This window comes from Pseudoalteromonas sp. 3D05 (genome assembly GCF_002723455.1).
Lineage (GTDB): Bacteria > Pseudomonadota > Gammaproteobacteria > Enterobacterales > Alteromonadaceae > Pseudoalteromonas.
The window spans coordinates 136,884-153,450 of record NZ_PDUS01000007.1 but is presented as its reverse complement, the minus strand read 5'-3'; the positions used below and the strand labels follow the sequence as shown (position 1 = coordinate 153,450).

Annotated in this window: 15 protein-coding genes; 7 read left to right on the top strand and 8 right to left on the bottom strand. The window is 42.8% G+C overall.

Translation table 11 applies throughout. The annotated features are described in order from the left end of the window. Window positions 1-70: 70 nt before the first annotated feature. Together CSC79_RS09665 and CSC79_RS09660 are read right to left on the bottom strand one after the other, a co-directional pair. Complete coding sequence (locus CSC79_RS09665; RefSeq protein WP_099295607.1) at window positions 71-448, bottom strand: energy transducer TonB; 378 nt, start codon at window positions 446-448, stop codon at window positions 71-73. A 322-nt stretch (window positions 449-770) separates the two neighbouring features. Then, window positions 771-1,664 (bottom strand): aldo/keto reductase, encoded by an 894-nt coding sequence (locus tag CSC79_RS09660; protein WP_099295606.1) that lies wholly within the window; start codon window positions 1,662-1,664, stop codon window positions 771-773. Between the two features lie 154 nt (window positions 1,665-1,818). Between CSC79_RS09660 and CSC79_RS09655 the strand changes: the two genes are divergently transcribed. Genes CSC79_RS09655 through CSC79_RS09640 form a run of 4 tightly spaced genes read left to right on the top strand, consistent with a single transcriptional unit; the run spans window position 1,819 to window position 5,681 of the window. After that, complete coding sequence (locus CSC79_RS09655) at window positions 1,819-2,529, top strand: YIP1 family protein (RefSeq protein WP_099295605.1); 711 nt, start codon at window positions 1,819-1,821, stop codon at window positions 2,527-2,529. A gap of 47 nt (window positions 2,530-2,576) precedes the next feature. After that, entirely contained in the window at window positions 2,577-3,740 is a 1,164-nt protein-coding gene (locus CSC79_RS09650) for an efflux RND transporter periplasmic adaptor subunit (RefSeq protein WP_099295604.1), read from the top strand. A gap of 2 nt (window positions 3,741-3,742) precedes the next feature. After that, a complete protein-coding gene (locus CSC79_RS09645; RefSeq protein ID WP_058561371.1) occupies window positions 3,743-4,450 on the top strand; it encodes an ABC transporter ATP-binding protein in 708 nt (235 codons plus the stop codon). Further along, the gene (locus CSC79_RS09640; protein ID WP_099295603.1) at window positions 4,443-5,681 is read left to right on the top strand and encodes an ABC transporter permease; all 1,239 of its coding nucleotides are present in this window, start codon (window positions 4,443-4,445) and stop codon (window positions 5,679-5,681) included. The genes CSC79_RS09645 and CSC79_RS09640 overlap by 8 nt, the downstream gene beginning before the upstream one ends. On the opposite strand, the gene CSC79_RS09635 is transcribed toward CSC79_RS09640, so the two are convergent. Together CSC79_RS09635 and CSC79_RS09630 are read right to left on the bottom strand one after the other, a co-directional pair. Next, entirely contained in the window at window positions 5,682-6,011 is a 330-nt protein-coding gene (locus CSC79_RS09635; protein WP_099295602.1) for a hypothetical protein, read from the bottom strand. It lies immediately after the preceding gene. Continuing rightward, the gene (locus CSC79_RS09630; protein ID WP_099295601.1) at window positions 6,008-6,322 is read right to left on the bottom strand and encodes a Bor family protein; all 315 of its coding nucleotides are present in this window, start codon (window positions 6,320-6,322) and stop codon (window positions 6,008-6,010) included. The genes CSC79_RS09635 and CSC79_RS09630 overlap by 4 nt, the downstream gene beginning before the upstream one ends. A gap of 736 nt (window positions 6,323-7,058) precedes the next feature. Between CSC79_RS09630 and CSC79_RS09625 the strand changes: the two genes are divergently transcribed. Beyond that, window positions 7,059-7,736, top strand: a complete 678-nt coding sequence (locus tag CSC79_RS09625; protein ID WP_099295600.1) for a nitroreductase family protein — start codon at window positions 7,059-7,061, stop codon at window positions 7,734-7,736. Here the strand turns inward: CSC79_RS09625 and CSC79_RS09620 are convergent. Genes CSC79_RS09620 through CSC79_RS09610 form a run of 3 tightly spaced genes read right to left on the bottom strand, consistent with a single transcriptional unit; the run spans window position 7,729 to window position 12,383 of the window. Beyond that, window positions 7,729-8,799 carry an efflux RND transporter periplasmic adaptor subunit gene (locus CSC79_RS09620; RefSeq protein WP_099295599.1) on the bottom strand — a complete coding sequence of 357 codons (1,071 nt, stop codon included), beginning with the start codon at window positions 8,797-8,799 and terminating at the stop codon, window positions 7,729-7,731. The genes CSC79_RS09625 and CSC79_RS09620 overlap by 8 nt on opposite strands. Beyond that, complete coding sequence (locus tag CSC79_RS09615; RefSeq protein ID WP_099295635.1) at window positions 8,789-12,076, bottom strand: efflux RND transporter permease subunit; 3,288 nt, start codon at window positions 12,074-12,076, stop codon at window positions 8,789-8,791. Before CSC79_RS09615 ends, CSC79_RS09620 begins: the two co-directional genes overlap by 11 nt. A 4-nt stretch (window positions 12,077-12,080) precedes the next feature. Further along, on the bottom strand, window positions 12,081-12,383 hold the full coding sequence (locus CSC79_RS09610) for a metalloregulator ArsR/SmtB family transcription factor (protein WP_099295598.1): 303 nt from the start codon (window positions 12,381-12,383) through the stop codon (window positions 12,081-12,083). A 581-nt stretch (window positions 12,384-12,964) separates the two neighbouring features. Between CSC79_RS09610 and CSC79_RS09600 the strand changes: the two genes are divergently transcribed. Continuing rightward, on the top strand, window positions 12,965-13,309 hold the full coding sequence (locus CSC79_RS09600) for a rhodanese-like domain-containing protein (RefSeq protein ID WP_099295597.1): 345 nt from the start codon (window positions 12,965-12,967) through the stop codon (window positions 13,307-13,309). 68 nt (window positions 13,310-13,377) lie between these two features. Continuing rightward, window positions 13,378-15,159 (top strand): alkaline phosphatase D family protein, encoded by a 1,782-nt coding sequence (locus tag CSC79_RS09595; RefSeq protein ID WP_099295596.1) that lies wholly within the window; start codon window positions 13,378-13,380, stop codon window positions 15,157-15,159. 54 nt (window positions 15,160-15,213) lie between these two features. Here CSC79_RS09595 and CSC79_RS09590 read toward each other — a convergent pair whose 3' ends face one another. Then, window positions 15,214-16,563, bottom strand: coding sequence for a DUF1501 domain-containing protein (locus CSC79_RS09590; protein WP_099295595.1), 1,350 nt, complete (start codon window positions 16,561-16,563; stop codon window positions 15,214-15,216). Window positions 16,564-16,567: the final 4 nt, after the last annotated feature.

Here is a 16,567-nt window from a genome sequence, read left to right as displayed (position 1 = left end):
CACCTTAAATTCATCACTAAGAGACAATAATATATAGCAACGCCAAGCCAATGAGGGCCCTCTACGTGCTTTACTTAAAAAATATCGTCTGAGTGAAATACACAGGAATGTTTTGAGTATTGGATTCAGCAGGAATAAAATCTTGTTTTGACATCGCTTCAACCCCGGCATTATCCCATAGACCTTCAGGTACTGATTCGATGATTTCAGGGTCAAATGTGTTGCCATTGGAGTCTATGAGAAAACGTAAAGTAACATGCCCTTCTTCAAGTTTTTCTGGTGCTCGTCTTAGAGGTAAATTAACACTAAATTTTTTATTTTTTAGTACCCAGTATTTACCAACATTGTCATTGGTTACCTCTACTGGCTTTTGGTTCAAAGCCACTTCAGGGGTTGAAGTACAACCTAAAACCAAGATTGAAAAGAAAATAAGTAAGAGTGTTTTCATAAAATATCCCTATATGTTTAATTTAAATGAGTACATAAATTTTTCGTCTACGACATATACAGTTCTATCAACCGATAAATATCTATATATGACAACATATTAACATTATCCATTAAATGCATTTTTGTAAACAATTAGTTAATTATGATTCAGCGTTATGGATTCTAACACTCGTAACTGAGGGGTGGTAACTATCATATTTAATAAAACTAAATGAGCCAAACTGACTGCATAAATTACGATAATAAGTAACGGTGCTTTTATCGCTCATATAGCGGTGTAAGATTAACTCAAACTTGTAAAGCTATATGAGCAGATATTATTACGGCACGCTGTGCCCTGTAGAGCCCTGCCAAATTCGGTACCACTGCTCGCGGGTTAGTTTTAACTGCTTGGCGGCTACTGCCGATTCAATACGTTTAATGTTGCCTGTACCGAGCACTACCGATGGCGCGCTTGGGTGCATTAGTAACCATGCGTAAACCACTTGATCAATCGAACTTGCGCCAATTTCACTCGCAACTTGCTCAAGCACATGGCGTAAACGTATTGCTTTTTCATCGCTGTCTGAAAACAAACGCCCGCCAGCAAGCGGCGACCAAAACATGGGTTTAATATCAAGCAGCTGGCATTGATCTAAAGTGCCATCATCAAGGGCTTTCAATTCATAGGGTGAGCATTCAATCTGGTTAGTCACTAAGTCAAAGTCTAGGCGTGACTGCAACAAGCTCAATTGTGAAGGGGTAAAGTTAGACACGCCAAATTCCAACACATCACCATTTTGCTTTAAGGTATTAAAGGCGTGTGCCATTTCATCGGCATGCATTAAATAATCAGGACGATGGATTAGCAATACATCTAATCGGTCTGTATTAAAGTGCTTAAGTGATTGCTGCGCAGAAGCAATAATATGTTGTGCACTTGAGTCATAGTGATTGGCTTTCCCCTCAAGACCTAAACCAGGAAAAGCAGGTTTAATACCACACTTAGTAATTATTTTAATGTCATCACGAATACTTGGCTTTAATGCCAAGGCTTTACCAAACTCTGCCTCGCAACCATATTGTCCGTAAATATCGGCGTGATCAGTCTCTGTTATACCCGCTTCAATCGCTTGCTCGAGAAAAGTTAAGCATTGCTGCGGTGAAATTTGCCAATCAAGTAATCGCCAAAACCCCAGAACTAATTCATCTATTTTTCGCTCAGTGCTGATCATTATTTCTGCCTCATTCCATTTATTATTCAATTAAAACCCGCACGTTAATAGGTTGTTACATTATTGTCGTGTGCAGATACTGATTATGCTTTATTCTACCTACATAATAAGGTATTAATAGCCTTAAGATTTGTACCTACAAGGAATAATAATAATGAAATCAACCAATGCCCTGTCTGCGTGTGTCGATATTTTTATCACACCGACTAAAACCTTCAATGGCCTAAAAGAAGCCAAAGGCTGGTCTTGGCTTGCGTTTGCACTGATTATAACGGCTCTTGTTGCCAGTAGTTATTTGTTTTACAGCAAAGCTGATCCGCAATTTCTATTAGAACAACAAGTCGCCGCGGCCACGGTTGATGCCACCATTGGCGAAAAAAAGATGATTCGTCAAAGTATTGAACAAGGGATTGATCACCAAGTTTGGTTTGCTATTGGTGGGGGGATTTTCGGTATTATTTTTATTAACGCACTTATTTCTGGGTATTACTTATTAGTGTCAAAACAAGACCCTGAAGCAAATTACAGCTATGGTGCATGGTATGGCTTTGGTTTTTGGGCCATGATGCCGATGATTATTTCAAGCTTAGGTGTTATTGCCTTAGTGTTGACGGCAAGCACCAATGAACTTTCAATCAATTTATTTAATTACGCCTCAGTAAATCAATTACTACTTGGCTTAGAGCTAGGTCACCCGTTTTATACCATGACTGAAAGCTTAAGTATTTTTAGTCTTTGGGGCATTGCTTTAGCGGCTATTGGCTTAAAGTGCTGGACTAATTTTAGCTTCAATAAAGCACTTCTGTTTGCAGCTCTGCCAAGCGTTGTAATCTACGGAATATGGACTGTGATAGCCCTCGTTTAAAAGTGCGTGGGTAATTAACGTTACCCACAAAACACACGGAAATAACAATGAAAAAAGCCATTATCATCATCCTTGCGATTGCTGCGTTTGTCGCATTAATTGTGTCAAAGCAAATCACCGGCAATAAAGATGCACCAGAAGTTAATATCGCACTGGTTGAACAAGGCAGTATTGCCGACTCTATTTTAGCCTCGGGTAACTTGGTGTTTAATACGCAAGTACAACTGCGTTCTGAAGTAACTGGACGCGTTGACAAAGTGTTTGTAGAAGAAGGTCAAAGTGTGAAGCAAGGCGATATTTTAATGCGCCTAGATACCACCGCATTTGAGTCTGAAGTCAATCGTAATAAAGCGGTTTTACGTGCCAGTGAAATAGAAATTAAGCACAGTAAAACAAGGCTACAAAATATTGAGCGCCAGTTAAAACGCCAAAAAGAACTCTATGATGTTGGCCTTGCTGGACAAGAAGTGTATGAAAACCTACAAAATGCCCGCGACCTTGCCAAAATTGATATAGAAGCACGCGGTGAGGCCTATAACCAAGCTAAAGCGTCACTGTCGATTGCTGAAGACAGGCTCAGTAAAAGCGTTTTTCGCGCCCCAATGAGTGGTTTATTAGCCTCGGTTAATATTAAAGAAGGCGAAACGGTCATAGCGGGCACCACCAATATTATTGGCTCTGACTTAATGCTGGTTGCCGATCCAAGCGCTATTTTGGCAGAGCTCAGGGTTGATGAAACCGATATTGCAGGCATCAAACTTGATCAACATACCGATATTTATGCCGCTGCCTACCCGAACCAACCTTTCACAGGCAAAGTGATTAACATCGGCACTTCGGCTAAAAATCAGCCTGGCTCTCAGGGCTTATCATTTAGAGTAAAAGTACTACTTGATAATACCGACAGACAACTTTACGCCGGCATGAGCTGCCGTGCGGAAATTGCGACGAGTATTGCTGTTGATGGTTTAAAACTCCCCATAGAAGCAGTACAAAAAGAAGATGATAAATTTTTTGTATGGCGTTTAAACGACGATAACACAGTAAGCAAAGCGTATGTCGAAGTGGGAATTTCATCCGACATAGAGCAAGCCATAACCAAAGGTTTAACAAAAGGTGAGCGCGTTGTTATTGGCCCTGCTCGTCCAGTCAGTAAGCTAAAAGAAAACGATACCGTAAAAGTAAAACAGCCTATTGCTGAGGATGCGTAAAAATGTCGGCGGTTATTAGGCTTGAACATATCAACAAACAATACAAAATGGGTGAGCAAATATTTAAAGCACTCGATGATGTAAACGTTGTTATTGATGAAAATGAATATGTGGCGATCATTGGTCCGTCCGGCTCAGGTAAATCTACTTTAATGAATTTACTCGGCTGTTTAGACACGCCAACCAGTGGCGATTACTTTTTAAAAGATAAACTTGTAAAAAGCATGACTGAGACGGAGCTAGCGCATCAGCGTAATGAAAGCGTGGGGTTTATATTTCAGAGCTTTAATTTATTGCCTCGCGCCTCTGCGCTTGAAAATGTGATGCAACCGCTGGTGTATCGCTTTATACCCGCTAAACAACGTAAACAAAAAGCGCTTGAGGCTCTCAAACGTGTAGGACTCGGTGATAAAGTTGACCATCTATCCAGCCAGTTGTCGGGAGGTCAACGCCAGCGAGTTGCCATTGCACGAGCGCTAGTGACTAAACCGCACATTTTATTAGGTGATGAACCAACTGGTAATCTCGACAGTAAAACCACCACTGAGATCATGGCGTTGTTTGATGAACTGCATAACGAAGGCCACACCATTATTTTAGTAACTCACGAACAAGACATTGCCGATCATTGCCAGCGGGTGATTCGTTTAGTGGATGGCAAAGTCGTCAGCGATGTGCGTAAAGGTGAAGGAGATAAACAGCATGTTTAAATCTGCTATAGCCATTATGGAAGGCACCAAAGCGGCGCTTGTGGCTATAAAAGCCAACGCCATGCGAAGTGCGCTCACCTGCTTAGGCATCATTATTGGTGTGGCGGCAGTGATCACTGTGGTTGCCGTTATGCAAGGTTTTACCAAGCAAATCAACGACCAGTTAGCTGACATGGCACCGGATGTTACTTCTATAAAACCATTTACCAGTATTGAAAAAGAAATGGTTGGTCAAAACGCAAAGCTCACCTACAGCGATTTTTTAACCTTAAAAGCCCGAGTAAAAGAAGCCGAAACATTGACCGCCTTAATGTTTACATGGCGTTTTTCTGGTGGCGCTGAGTATGGTAATAAAAGCCATTCATCACGCGTGATGGGCACTGAACAAGATTACCAAAAAGCATATCGCACATTCCCTGAACTCGGTCGTTTTATTCGCGCTGAAGATGATGAAAAACGCCGCCGTGTTGCGTTTATCGGCCCTTCAATTATAGAAAAATTAAACCTTCCTAAAAACCCTGTGGGTGAATATATAAAGCTTGGCGGTGAATGGTTTCGAATTATTGGCGTTGCTGAAAAACAAGGCAGTTTGCTGGGGTTTGATCAAGACGATTATATTAATATTCCTATCAGTACCATGAGCGCACTTGAAGGGGCTAGCAGTAACAGCAACGTGCAAATTATGTTTAGGTTAAAAGAAAACAGTGACGAAGAGTTAGTGCTTGCCAAAATTACCCGTATTTTGCGTCAACTGCATAAACTAGAAGACGGTGAAGAAAACGATTTTGAGTTTGAAACCGCTGAGAAAGCCCGCGCTAACGTGGATAAATTTACCGGCAGCGCCACCGCAATTACCGCGGGTATTGTCGGTATAAGTCTAGTAGTAGGCGGCATCGGTGTTATGAACATTATGCTGGTCTCGGTGACCGAACGCACCCGTGTGATAGGCACGCTGAAAGCACTGGGGGCGACTCCTGGTTTTATCATGCTACAGTTTTTAGTTGAAGCCGTGGTGTTATCACTCTTTGGCGGGTTAATTGGTCTTGCTATTGGCTATGGCGCCGCTGCGCTTATTTCACTCTCTGTGCCGAGCATGCCTGATGCGTATATACCTGGTTGGGCGATTATGCTGTCGTTTGGGTTTACATCGTTAATTGGGATAGTATTTGGATTAGCCCCTGCTATAAAAGCAGCAAGGCTAAATCCTATTGATGCACTGCGTTACGAGTAATTATTGCACCTTGTAAGGTACCTTGGCGCAGTCGACTTCGACAGTTTTAGGGTACCAAACAGGGCCGACTTCATTAACGGCCATTTCAGCTAAACCATTCACAAATGATTTATACGTGTGAACACTCTGCCACTGACCATCCGCACACGTTTGCGATAAATTAATCGCATCGGAACCTTCGTATAACCCGAGTCCAAAATTGTGATGCCACTGTTTTGTTTTATTTGCTGTCTCTGACGCTGTGTATTCGCCATTGTCAAAATGAATATTGGTACACCCAGTCGCACTGAGTATCACTAAACTTGCTGCTAATACCGTTAATTTTTTCATAATACCTCCCCTGCCACTCGTTGCTCATCACACCATACTTTTACTGTGTGAGGCGCATAAATTCCTAATGTGACCAACCCTAAAGCCCCATCTATCACTGTTTGTTGCGACTGCATTTGCACAACAGTTTGATCGCCGCATACTTTTTTCACATTCACGCGCTCTTCGCCAACGAGCCCCCACATAAAAAAGGGGCGGCTATCTTGATATGTTGGTTTATCGCTTAATTTAGCAATTTTTTGTGGTTGAATCGTCACCGAAGAACATGCACTCAGCATAACGACTATTGAACATGTGATTAACGCCTTCATCAGGTTTGTCCTTTTTATGTATTTAAGAGTTGTAATTGTATACATTGGTTTTCTATTAAATAGTAAGAAACTGTTATAGCTTTGTAGGCAAATCGTAGAGCCGACAACACTTTTTAACAGTGAGCTTTATCAGGCAATGATTCTCTTAAAGTGGACGCTACGTTAACTAAACTAAGACTGTTCAATGTTCAATGTTCAAAAATATGCATTACCCACATCGGCTTAGCATTTCACCACTCGTGTTATTTAGCCAATTTAGTCACGCAAGCGAAATCGATAAAGAGGTTAAGCACCTTCATCAAGTTTATTGCACAAAGCATTACTTTATTTATTCGAAATGGTGATAAGCACACAAGCAATGAAGCCTTAGAACACTTATTCATGAAGTAGTAAAAGGGTAAGCGTATAAAAACAGCGGGTGACTTTATAGGAAATTTAGCAAGTAAGCGTATAACGTTACTTTCAAAGATGGAAAGAAGTTAACTGCAAATGCATGGTTATACTAGAACTTAATAAAATCAGAGCCACAGAAAAGCCGCAATAAATGCGGCTGGGTTTCACATGTAGGAGAGTGAATTCGATTCTGTGGAATCATAGTGCAAGGTTCACTATATTTAAGTAAAAATGAACATTGAGTGAACATATAAATAGCACCAATAAGAGCAGATAACGCTTGCACCTGATACTGTGACTAGGTATAAAAATAATACCCACTTTTAATAAGAAGCGAAAAGCCATGCAGAAACATGATAATCAACCCCTTACTGACTTTAATGAGTACCCTGAAGAAGTTATGCTTGAACGCGCAAAGGAGTTTTTAACAACCAGCCAGCGCCGCCACAGCATTCGCAGCTTTAGCGACCGCCCCGTACCAAAAGAGATTATTGAAACCTGCTTAAAAGCTGCGGGCACCGCTCCAAGTGGCGCGAATCATCAGCCGTGGCATTTTGTAGCGATTCATTCAAGTGACGTGAAAAAACAAATTAGAGAAGCCGCAGAAAAATTAGAACGCTCTTTTTATGAAGGTCGCGCTGGCGAAGAGTGGCTGGACGCCCTTAAACCATTAGGTACTGATGCTAGTAAACCCTACCTAGAACATGCCCCTTGGTTAATTGCTGTTTTCAGTCAAAAGAAAGGCGGTTTAAGCACCGATGACAAAAACACCAATTATTATGTGCATGAGTCAGTCGGGCTCGCTACAGGCTTTTTAATTCAGGCGCTACACCGCGCAGGCCTTGCGACACTTACTCACACACCAAAACCAATGAGCTTTTTAACCGATATATGCGGCCGTGATAAAGACAACGAGCGTCCTTATATGCTTTTAGTGGCAGGCTACCCCAGTGATGAGGCAACCGTACCTAATCATGCCTTAGTGAAAAAATCACTTGATGAAATAGCCACGTTTATTTAACCGTTGTTGGCTTATAGTCAATTGCCAGCTTGTCGCCAGGGTTAAGCCCTGCGACAACGTGTACGTTTGAACCCTGCACCTCGCCTAAGCGTACAAACCGACGCTCTATAGCATTATTGTTTAGTACATAAACCATATTTAATTGTCCAAATTCATGTATCCAATCAGTTGAAACAACCACCCCTTGCTGTGCATGTAGCGGTAATTTTAACTGCGCGTATAACCCCGGCATTAACCCATTGTGTGACTTCATATCTAAACGAATTAATAAACTACGCGCCGCGCTGTCTGCCACAGGCACAATTTCAGTCACTATGGCCTCAGTGCTTATATTTAATGCGGGTAAATGCACTTGCAGTGTTTGCCCTAATCGCAGCTTAATTGCTTGGCGTTCACGAACATTAAATTCAAGTTGCAGCTGCTGAGGGTTATACAAGGCAAGCAAGGGTTTTCCCGGAGTGGCTGTATCGCCCGGCTCGACTAACCGCTCAACAACAACACCTGAAATTGGCGCTTTGATACGAGTAAACTCAAGGGCAACTTGGGCTTGCGTTTGTTGCTGCTGCGCAATCGCTAAGTTGGCTGTTGCATTATCAAACTTAGCCTTTGCATCATCAAGATCACTGACCGAGACTAAGCCTTGTGAATATAAATCACTGATGCGGTTAAGCTGTTTCTCAGTTTGTGTTAGCTGCGCTTGAATCGCCTTTATTTGCGCATCACTTTGTGCCAATTGCGCTTTGAAGTCATTTTGTTCCAAACGGATCAGTACATCACCTCGGGTTACACTATCACCTGCTCGAACATTTAAGCGCTCTATCTGCGCCATAACTCGTGACGAAATTTGTGTATTTTGTTTTGCAATCACACTGCCTGGCACTAACTCATTTCGTGCAATGGCTGTAGTGTTAACCGTAATAACTTGGCCTGTGTAATCAGGTGCGGGGATTGCTTTGTTTCCAGCAGCCTGCTTATCTGAAAAGCTCCCAGCCATATAAAGTACTGAACCAATAATCACCACCAACGCGATGATTGAGCCAAACAGTTTTGATTTACCTTGCATGAGCATCATCCTCAGTTGCTTGTGTGTTTGAGAAAACTAAAAAATAAACTAACGGTACTACGAAGAGTGAAAAGACGGTCGATGCCACAATACCAAAGATTATCGCAATCGCTAGACCACTAAAAACAGGGTCGAGGGTGATCACTAAGTTGCCAAGTAAAGTGGTGCCTGCCGTCAACAGCACTGGGCGCATACGTGTTGTTCCGGCGACAATTAAAGCGTCTTTAATTACCATGCCTTGTGTTCTGGATTGATTGATAAACTCTACAAGAATAAGCGAGTTACGTATTACAATACCCGCTAATGCGATCATGCCTATCATGGCTGTTGCGGTAAATAATACTGGCTCTGGTGCGCCAGCAATACTGCGCTCACCAAACTGATTGAGCAGCCAGAAACCAGGCATAATACCAATCACCGTCAAAGGGATCGCCGACATGATGATTAACGATAAGCTTGCTGATTGTGTTTGAATGCGCAAAATAATAAAGATCGCGGTTAAAGCAAATGCAAACGCGATTCCCATATCACGAAATACATCAATCGTGATTCGCCACTCCCCTTCGCCACTAAACGTCACATGCGTGCCATCTGGTAGTTGCCAAGCTGCGGTGCCACCGTTATTGAAAAAGTGCCTACTTAGCCAGTCTGTTTGAATAAACTCTTCGCTACCTGTATTTAAATCAGCGCTTACATCGGCAATAATTTCTGCGGGTGTGCGGCCATTAAGTTCAGCCATTACATAAACGACATCGCGTTGGTCTTTGCGCATAATGGGCTTAGCCACATTTAATGATGAGAATTCACCGAGCTCTGACAAGGACACCAGCGGACGAGGTGCACTCGACAGCCCATATTCATCCATGGTTTTTGCCAATTCACGATCACCACGTACTTGCATGGCGAGCAGCGTTGCTAACTGATTTCGCTGCTGATATGGCAGCTGCATTTTAATATCAACTGGTTGCGTTTCACCACTGACGTACATCACTCCGACACGCTTACCCACTGAGGCTATAGACAATGTATTGGCAATGTCGTCGGTTGACACGCCTGATAACGCCGCTTTTGCTTTATCGCTAATAAAGCGCTGTAAAGGAGCTGGTGCAGCAATACTGGTATCCACTTCCACCACGTGTGGCTCTTGCCTTAAACGTTCTGCAACATTGTGTGCCGCTCGATGAAAAGTCGCGGTATCAACAAATGCGTCACGGTATACTTCAGCGACAAGGGTGCTTAAAACCGGCGGCCCTGGTGGCACTTCTACGACCTTAATTACAATGCCATCAACAGCGAGAGGTGCAAGTTGTTTACGCAAACGCATTACTACGCCATGAGATTGTTGCTCTCGCTCTACTTTATCTAATAACAGCACTCTTAGCTCGGCCAGGTGTGGAGCTTCACGGCGATAATACCCGCGCACCATACCATTAAAGTCCATGCTTGATGGCTGACCAACATATGCAGCTATTTCGCTTACTTCGTTTAGCTGCCACGTTACAGCCTGTACTTTTCGGGTAATAAGGGCTGTATGTTCTAAGTTTGTTCCTTCTGGCATATCAATCAGAACTTGCACTTCATTTTTATTATCAAAGGGTAATAATTTCAGCGGGACTGCGCGCATTACTGGCAATAAAGCACTAATGATAAAAAGGGTTAAGGTTATCCACAAAACCAACTTGGCCCTACTTTTTGATGCTAAAAGAGGGGTTAATATCCGCTCATAAATACCGACCTTTTGTGTAACGACTGCGTGAGGTTCAGTCCCCGTTTCTTTTAATAGCTTCATAGCAAGCCATGGGGTAACAAAAAACGCGACAATAGTCGAAACCGCCACACTCAACGGAACATTGAATGCCATTGGCGCCATATAAGGCCCCATCATGCCAGTGATATACGCCAGAGGTATAAACGCCACCATAATGGTTAAGGTAGACATTAACAATGCACCGCGTATTTCGCTCATTGCGGCTACGATTTGCTGCTTTTTGTTACCTTTTTTTTGTAAAAAACGACTGATGTTGTCGATGCCCGTTATAGGGTCATCCACCAGCAGACCAAGGGATAAAATCAATGCAAAAAGCGTCACCCTATTAATGGTGTAGCCAAAAGCAAAATCTAAACTCAGGGTAATGCCATAACAAATCGGTACGGCAAGGCCCACCACTATCGCGGGGCGCCAACCCAAAAACACCCCAACAAAAATAACCACTGTAAAAACAGCGAACACCAGACTTGACGTTAAGTTATTCACTTTTTCATCTGCCGTTTGGCCGTAATCCCGCAGCGTGGTGTAGTCTATTTCAGGAGGTAAAAAGCCTGCTTTAAGCTCAGCCATCATTTGATGCACGTCGTTGGCAACCGCAACAGCGTTAGTGCCTGCTTTTTTAGCAATACTGAGGGTCACTAATGGCTGGTCTTGTTTGCCATTAGATTGTGCTAACCACTGATAGTTATCAGGCTCACTGGGTCCATCAAGGACATGAGCCACATCGTTTAAATAAACCGTTTTGCCATTAATGACATTGACCACTAACTGCTCTATTGCGGCTTTTGAACGAAGTACATCACCGGCCTGTAGCGTTATTTGCTGCGCTGCATCGACAACACTACCAACGTGCGTGAGCTGGTTTGATACGCTTAAGGCATAATACACATCTGCTAGCGTTGTTTGATGCGCCGCTAATGCGCTGGCATCTAAATTAACCGTTAAGGTGCGTGTGCGCCCTGCAATAACTTTTACTTCACTGGTGTTTTCAATACGCTGAAGGCTGTTTGCAATTTCATACGCAAAGCGGGTTAATTCAAAATCACTGTATAGTTTTGGATCTTTACTGAATAGGCCAAGCATCACAATTGGCACATCATTCACTTCAATCGGTCTAACTTGCCATGCACTAATAACTGATGCCATAGTGTGTTGATAGCTATAAAGTTTTGCGTAAGTATCTAAAATAGCTTGCTCGCGGTCATGCCCCACTTCAAAGCGTAGCGTAACAACCGTGCTATTCGTGTGTGTGGTTGAGTAAATATGTTCGACACCACGTAGTTGTGCTAATAATTTTTCTAGAGGCTGGGTGACTAACCGTGCCACTTCCGGCGCCTCAACGTTCGGAGCCGAGACATATATATCAAGCATGGGAACCACAATTTGTGGTTCTTCCTCTCGTGGGGTCTGTTGTAACGCCATAATGCCAAGCAAGACAGCCATCACAAAAATAATCACAGGAACACGGCCATTGAGGCTATTTTTTACTGCGCTATCAAGCGTAGACATCATCTTATTCCTTACAAAATAAGCCATATAATGTGGCCAACATCGCTTGCGCATGCTGATCCACTACACGGTAATAAATTGTTTGCCCCTCTCGACGCGTATCAACTATGTTGGCTTTACGCAGAGCTGCTAAATGCTGCGATAAGGCTGATTGTGCTAAAGGGACAGCTTCATTAAGTGCAGATACACTCATCTCTGTATCTTGTAATGAGCATAAAATCATTAAACGGTTTTTATTGGCTAATATCTTTAATAGCCCTTCAGCACGCTCTACGTTGTTAGCCATAGCAGCAAAATCGATAGTCATAAGTTCACTCTTATATTCAAAGTACCAAAATAGTATAGGTGTTATATTAGAAAAGTCTAATATTAGAATTTACTAATATACGTTTTTCTAATATATTTATTCTATATTCACTTTGAGTTGAGGTTAAAATGAAACTAAACGACGTACTCCGCCTTATCGCTGGCATCATGGTTGGCATTTCATTGTTGTTACAACAGTTTCACGATCCGCTATGGATTTGGTTTACTGTATTTATTGCCCTAAACTTAGGGCGCATTCATCTTTCAGGGTTGGGATTTGTTCAATCTAGGAGCATTTTAATCGCGGCGCGAGGATTGCAGCATAGTAGTCTATGTAATTTCCGAGCAACAAAGAGTAAGATGCTCCTAGGCGGAACCCGAAGGGCAGCGTCTGTTTGGCATTTATTCTGCGTTATCGCACATTCATATGACAACACCATACTTCATGTGCTCTGCCTTGCCAAAATGCCAAACAAACTGCTGCAAATCCAACCTCGAAAAATAAATGCGCCCTTTAGTCGGCATTTAGCAAATGGTGCCCAATGATCACTATCTTAAAAAAACTTGGTTTCGAGGAATAACATGCTTACATCTATCCCTGATTTAATGAAAATAATTACACCAAACCAACGTCGTATCGAAGCAGAACAAGCAAAGCAAGAGCTTGAGCAAAACCACGGCTTATTAATTGATGTTCGCGAGCCTGCTGAACATGCTACAAAGGCAGCAACGGGTGCAATCAACATCCCACGTGGCTTACTGGAAATGAAGTTAATGGAGATAGAAAAAGACCCCGCACGCCCTATTTATTTGCATTGTGCCAGTGGCGCACGTGCAACACTAAGCGCAGAAGCGCTCACGCGTGTAGGCTACGAAAACGTGACTGTCATTACCTGTAAAGCAGATACTATCTGCCAGGTATTTTAATATCTGTTTCATATAATAGTAATACTGGTCGGATAAGCTCATTGTTTTACTTTTAACGGTACAGAGCAATGACGTTTACACGGAGAAGTTTTTTAAAAGCATCGGCAGCGGGTTTTGGCGCTGCCGTTTTATCATTAGGCATCACAGGGTGTACATTTGATGAAAACGATGATGAAACCATTGAAATCAGCTTTGATCACGGAGTAGCCAGTGGCGACCCGCTTAGTGACAGCCTAATTTTATGGACCCGTGTAACCCCTCTCGACACAGCAGCCAGTAGCATTAAAGTACAGTGGCAAGCCGCAACAGATCCTAACTTCAATAACATTAGCCATGATGGCGAAGCGCTTGTAACAACCGCCAGTGACTTTACTTTAAAAGTAGACCTTCAAGGCTTAGATGCTAATACCACTTACTACTACCGATTTATCTCTAATGGAAAAGCATCACCTGTTGGTTCAGGTAAAACACTGCCTACAGGCAGTATTGATCAAGTGAAGCTCGCCGTTATTTCATGTGCCAACTACCCTGCGGGCTTTTTTCATGTGTATGGTGAAATAGCAAAACAAACTGATTTAGACGCCGTATTACACTTAGGCGATTATATTTATGAATACGGAAATGGTGGTTATGCTTCGCAAGATGCGGCGCTGTTAGGACGTTTACTACCCCAAGACAATAGCGAAGAAATACTCAATTTAACTGATTACCGTAAACGCTATGCGCACTATCGTACAGACCGAAATTTGCAAGCTGCGCATAGTCATTGTGCATTTATAACCGTGTGGGACGACCACGAAGTAACCAATGATACATGGCGTGAAGGTGCACAAAACCATAACGATGGCGAAGGGGAATTTAGCGAAAGAAAGCTCCATGCTCTACAAGCCTATTTTGAGTGGATGCCAATTCGTAATGTCGCCGATAAAGAACGTATTTACCGCCGTTTTGAGTTTGGCGACTTAGTGTCGCTGTATATGCTAGATACTCGAGTTTTAGCCCGTGATGAGCAGCTAAACTACGGTGATTTTGACTTAACTAGTGCACAGGGGCAAAGCGATTTTGTAAGTGCCATTAGCTCGCCTAGTCGTGCATTACTTGGTAATGAGCAGCTCACGTGGCTGACTGATGGCATGACAACATCAAGTGCTCAATGGCAAGTTCTTGGTCAACAAGTGTTGATGACAAAAATGTACTTACCATTCGAAATATTACAGTTATTAGTGACTCTACAGGTAACACAAGCTGGCGGAGGAGATATTGCGCCACTATTAGCTCAAGCCAATACAATGTTTGCAGAATTAGCCCAAATTAAAGGCCGTATTTTGGCTGGCGACCCAACAGTAACTGACGCAGAGCGAGCCCGTGTTGATACCACTGCACCTTATAATTTAGACGCCTGGGACGGCTATGCTTACGAACGCGAAGTGCTACTTGGTACTGCAATCGCTTTGCAAAAGAATTTAGTTGTGTTGGCTGGTGATACGCATAACGCATGGGCAGGTCAGCTAACCACAGATGCAACCAACCCAATTGCAGCTTCGCAACATGCAGGGGTTGAATTTGCGACCTCATCGGTGTCTTCACCCGGCCTTGAAGAGTACTTAGCATTGAATACCCAAGGGCCAGAAGTTACTGCTCAAATGGAGCAAGTTATCCCATTGCTAGTAAACGACTTGGTGTATAACAACCTTGTTGATCGTGGGTATTTAACGATTACGTTTACCCCTGAACAGGCAACCGCAAAATGGCAATACGTAAGTAGCATTAAAACTGCCTCGTACACTATGCAAACCGAACGCAGTAACGCGCTTCATGTAATAGCTGGGCAGCCACAGATTCAAGGCTAATAGTATTATGATAAATGTACTCAGCTTAAGCGAGTCACTTAAGCTGAGTAATCATTATAAGCTACTACCAAACAGGTTAAGCGTATGCTGATTAAAATTACTTAAGTTTGGAAATATATCAACCAGCTCAGAATCTGGTACACCAAACCATTTGGCTAAAGTGGCAAAGTATTGCTCATTGGCAACACTTGGAATTAAGCGACCTGAGCCGACATCCTGCGGGCCATCTAAATGCTGAGTAAGTAGCTCTCCATATATATTCCCCCCTTGCACAGCTCCTCCCATCACTATTTGATTGCCTGCCCAGCCATGATCGGTACCATCCCCATTTGACGTTAAAGTTCGGCCAAAGTCAGACATAGTAAATGTTGTTACATTGTCAGCCATATTTAGCTCTTTCATTGCACTGTCAAATTCAGCCAACCCTTGAGCAAGTGTGTTGAGTAATAGTGGATGGGTGTCTAACTGATCATCATGCGTATCAAAGCCACCCATAGAAACAAAAAACACCTGCCTTTGTGTGCTTAACCTAGATTGAACACTAATTGCTTTAGCAACTGCTGCTAGCTGCTCTGATAAAGATGTTTCACTGAACACCGTTGCAAACTCAACGCCCGATTCCAGCGCAGCATTCATTGCTTGGGTGTTATTGATCGCCGAATTAAAGCTGCTCGCGTAGGCTGTTGTAAGCGGATGCTGAGTGTTATTCATCAAACGATTCATAATACGTGTTACATGTTCTGCACGAGGTTGATAACCACTAAATGCATTAATCTTACTAATGCCACTTTTGTTTAGTGCAAATGCTTTTGTTTGATCGCCCGTTTGCCAAAGATTAGTTCCATCCAATGAGATATTGGCTGCAAACTGGTCTTGCTGCCCTAAACGCTCCAACAAGCGTGCTCCCCATCCGCTATTTAATGACTGTTTCTCGCGCCCATACATCCATGATGCTTGTTGATCGTTGTGTGAGAATAGATGCTTAGGGAGTGCGGTAGTTTTATTTTTGTAGTCATTGTAGGTGGTTGGTGTAAGCAAAGTACCAACACCGCCAACAAACGCTAAATTGGCAGAATCAAATACGCTCTTTATTGCACTCAGAGAAGGGTGTAACCCCACCCCACCAGCAAAATTTGTTGGGGTATTTAATGCCACAGGTGAAGCTACCGCAAGATTTTGCCGACTCTGTTCGTACAGTATGCGTTGTTCACCGTCTAGCGGAACAAGCATATTGAGTGAATCATTCCCGCCATATAAAAACACACATACCAAGGCTTTGTAGTCAGTTAATTGTGTTGTATTTACTGAGCCGGTGAGTGCTTGTAACTGCAGGCTTGTCAACGCAGCTGCCGAAACTCCACCTTTTAAACATAATGATAAAAATTGTCTTCTATTTAAACTCATTATA

Excerpts from the sequence above, each read along its gene's own strand:
- CSC79_RS09590 (WP_099295595.1), bottom strand. The coding sequence starts at position 16,563 with ATGAGTTTAAATAGAAGACAATTTTTATCATTATGTTTAAAAGGTGGA.
- CSC79_RS09615 (WP_099295635.1), bottom strand. The coding sequence starts at position 12,076 with ATGTCTACGCTTGATAGCGCAGTAAAAAATAGCCTCAATGGCCGTGTT.
- CSC79_RS09640 (WP_099295603.1), top strand. The coding sequence starts at position 4,443 with ATGTTTAAATCTGCTATAGCCATTATGGAAGGCACCAAAGCGGCGCTT.
- CSC79_RS09665 (WP_099295607.1), bottom strand. The coding sequence starts at position 448 with ATGAAAACACTCTTACTTATTTTCTTTTCAATCTTGGTTTTAGGTTGT.
- CSC79_RS09610 (WP_099295598.1), bottom strand. The coding sequence starts at position 12,383 with ATGACTATCGATTTTGCTGCTATGGCTAACAACGTAGAGCGTGCTGAA.
- CSC79_RS09645 (WP_058561371.1), top strand. The coding sequence starts at position 3,743 with ATGTCGGCGGTTATTAGGCTTGAACATATCAACAAACAATACAAAATG.
- CSC79_RS09660 (WP_099295606.1), bottom strand. The coding sequence starts at position 1,664 with ATGATCAGCACTGAGCGAAAAATAGATGAATTAGTTCTGGGGTTTTGG.
- CSC79_RS09655 (WP_099295605.1), top strand. The coding sequence starts at position 1,819 with ATGAAATCAACCAATGCCCTGTCTGCGTGTGTCGATATTTTTATCACA.
- CSC79_RS09630 (WP_099295601.1), bottom strand. The coding sequence starts at position 6,322 with ATGAAGGCGTTAATCACATGTTCAATAGTCGTTATGCTGAGTGCATGT.
- CSC79_RS09635 (WP_099295602.1), bottom strand. The coding sequence starts at position 6,011 with ATGAAAAAATTAACGGTATTAGCAGCAAGTTTAGTGATACTCAGTGCG.
- CSC79_RS09625 (WP_099295600.1), top strand. The coding sequence starts at position 7,059 with ATGCAGAAACATGATAATCAACCCCTTACTGACTTTAATGAGTACCCT.
- CSC79_RS09650 (WP_099295604.1), top strand. The coding sequence starts at position 2,577 with ATGAAAAAAGCCATTATCATCATCCTTGCGATTGCTGCGTTTGTCGCA.
- CSC79_RS09600 (WP_099295597.1), top strand. The coding sequence starts at position 12,965 with ATGCTTACATCTATCCCTGATTTAATGAAAATAATTACACCAAACCAA.
- CSC79_RS09595 (WP_099295596.1), top strand. The coding sequence starts at position 13,378 with ATGACGTTTACACGGAGAAGTTTTTTAAAAGCATCGGCAGCGGGTTTT.
- CSC79_RS09620 (WP_099295599.1), bottom strand. The coding sequence starts at position 8,799 with ATGCAAGGTAAATCAAAACTGTTTGGCTCAATCATCGCGTTGGTGGTG.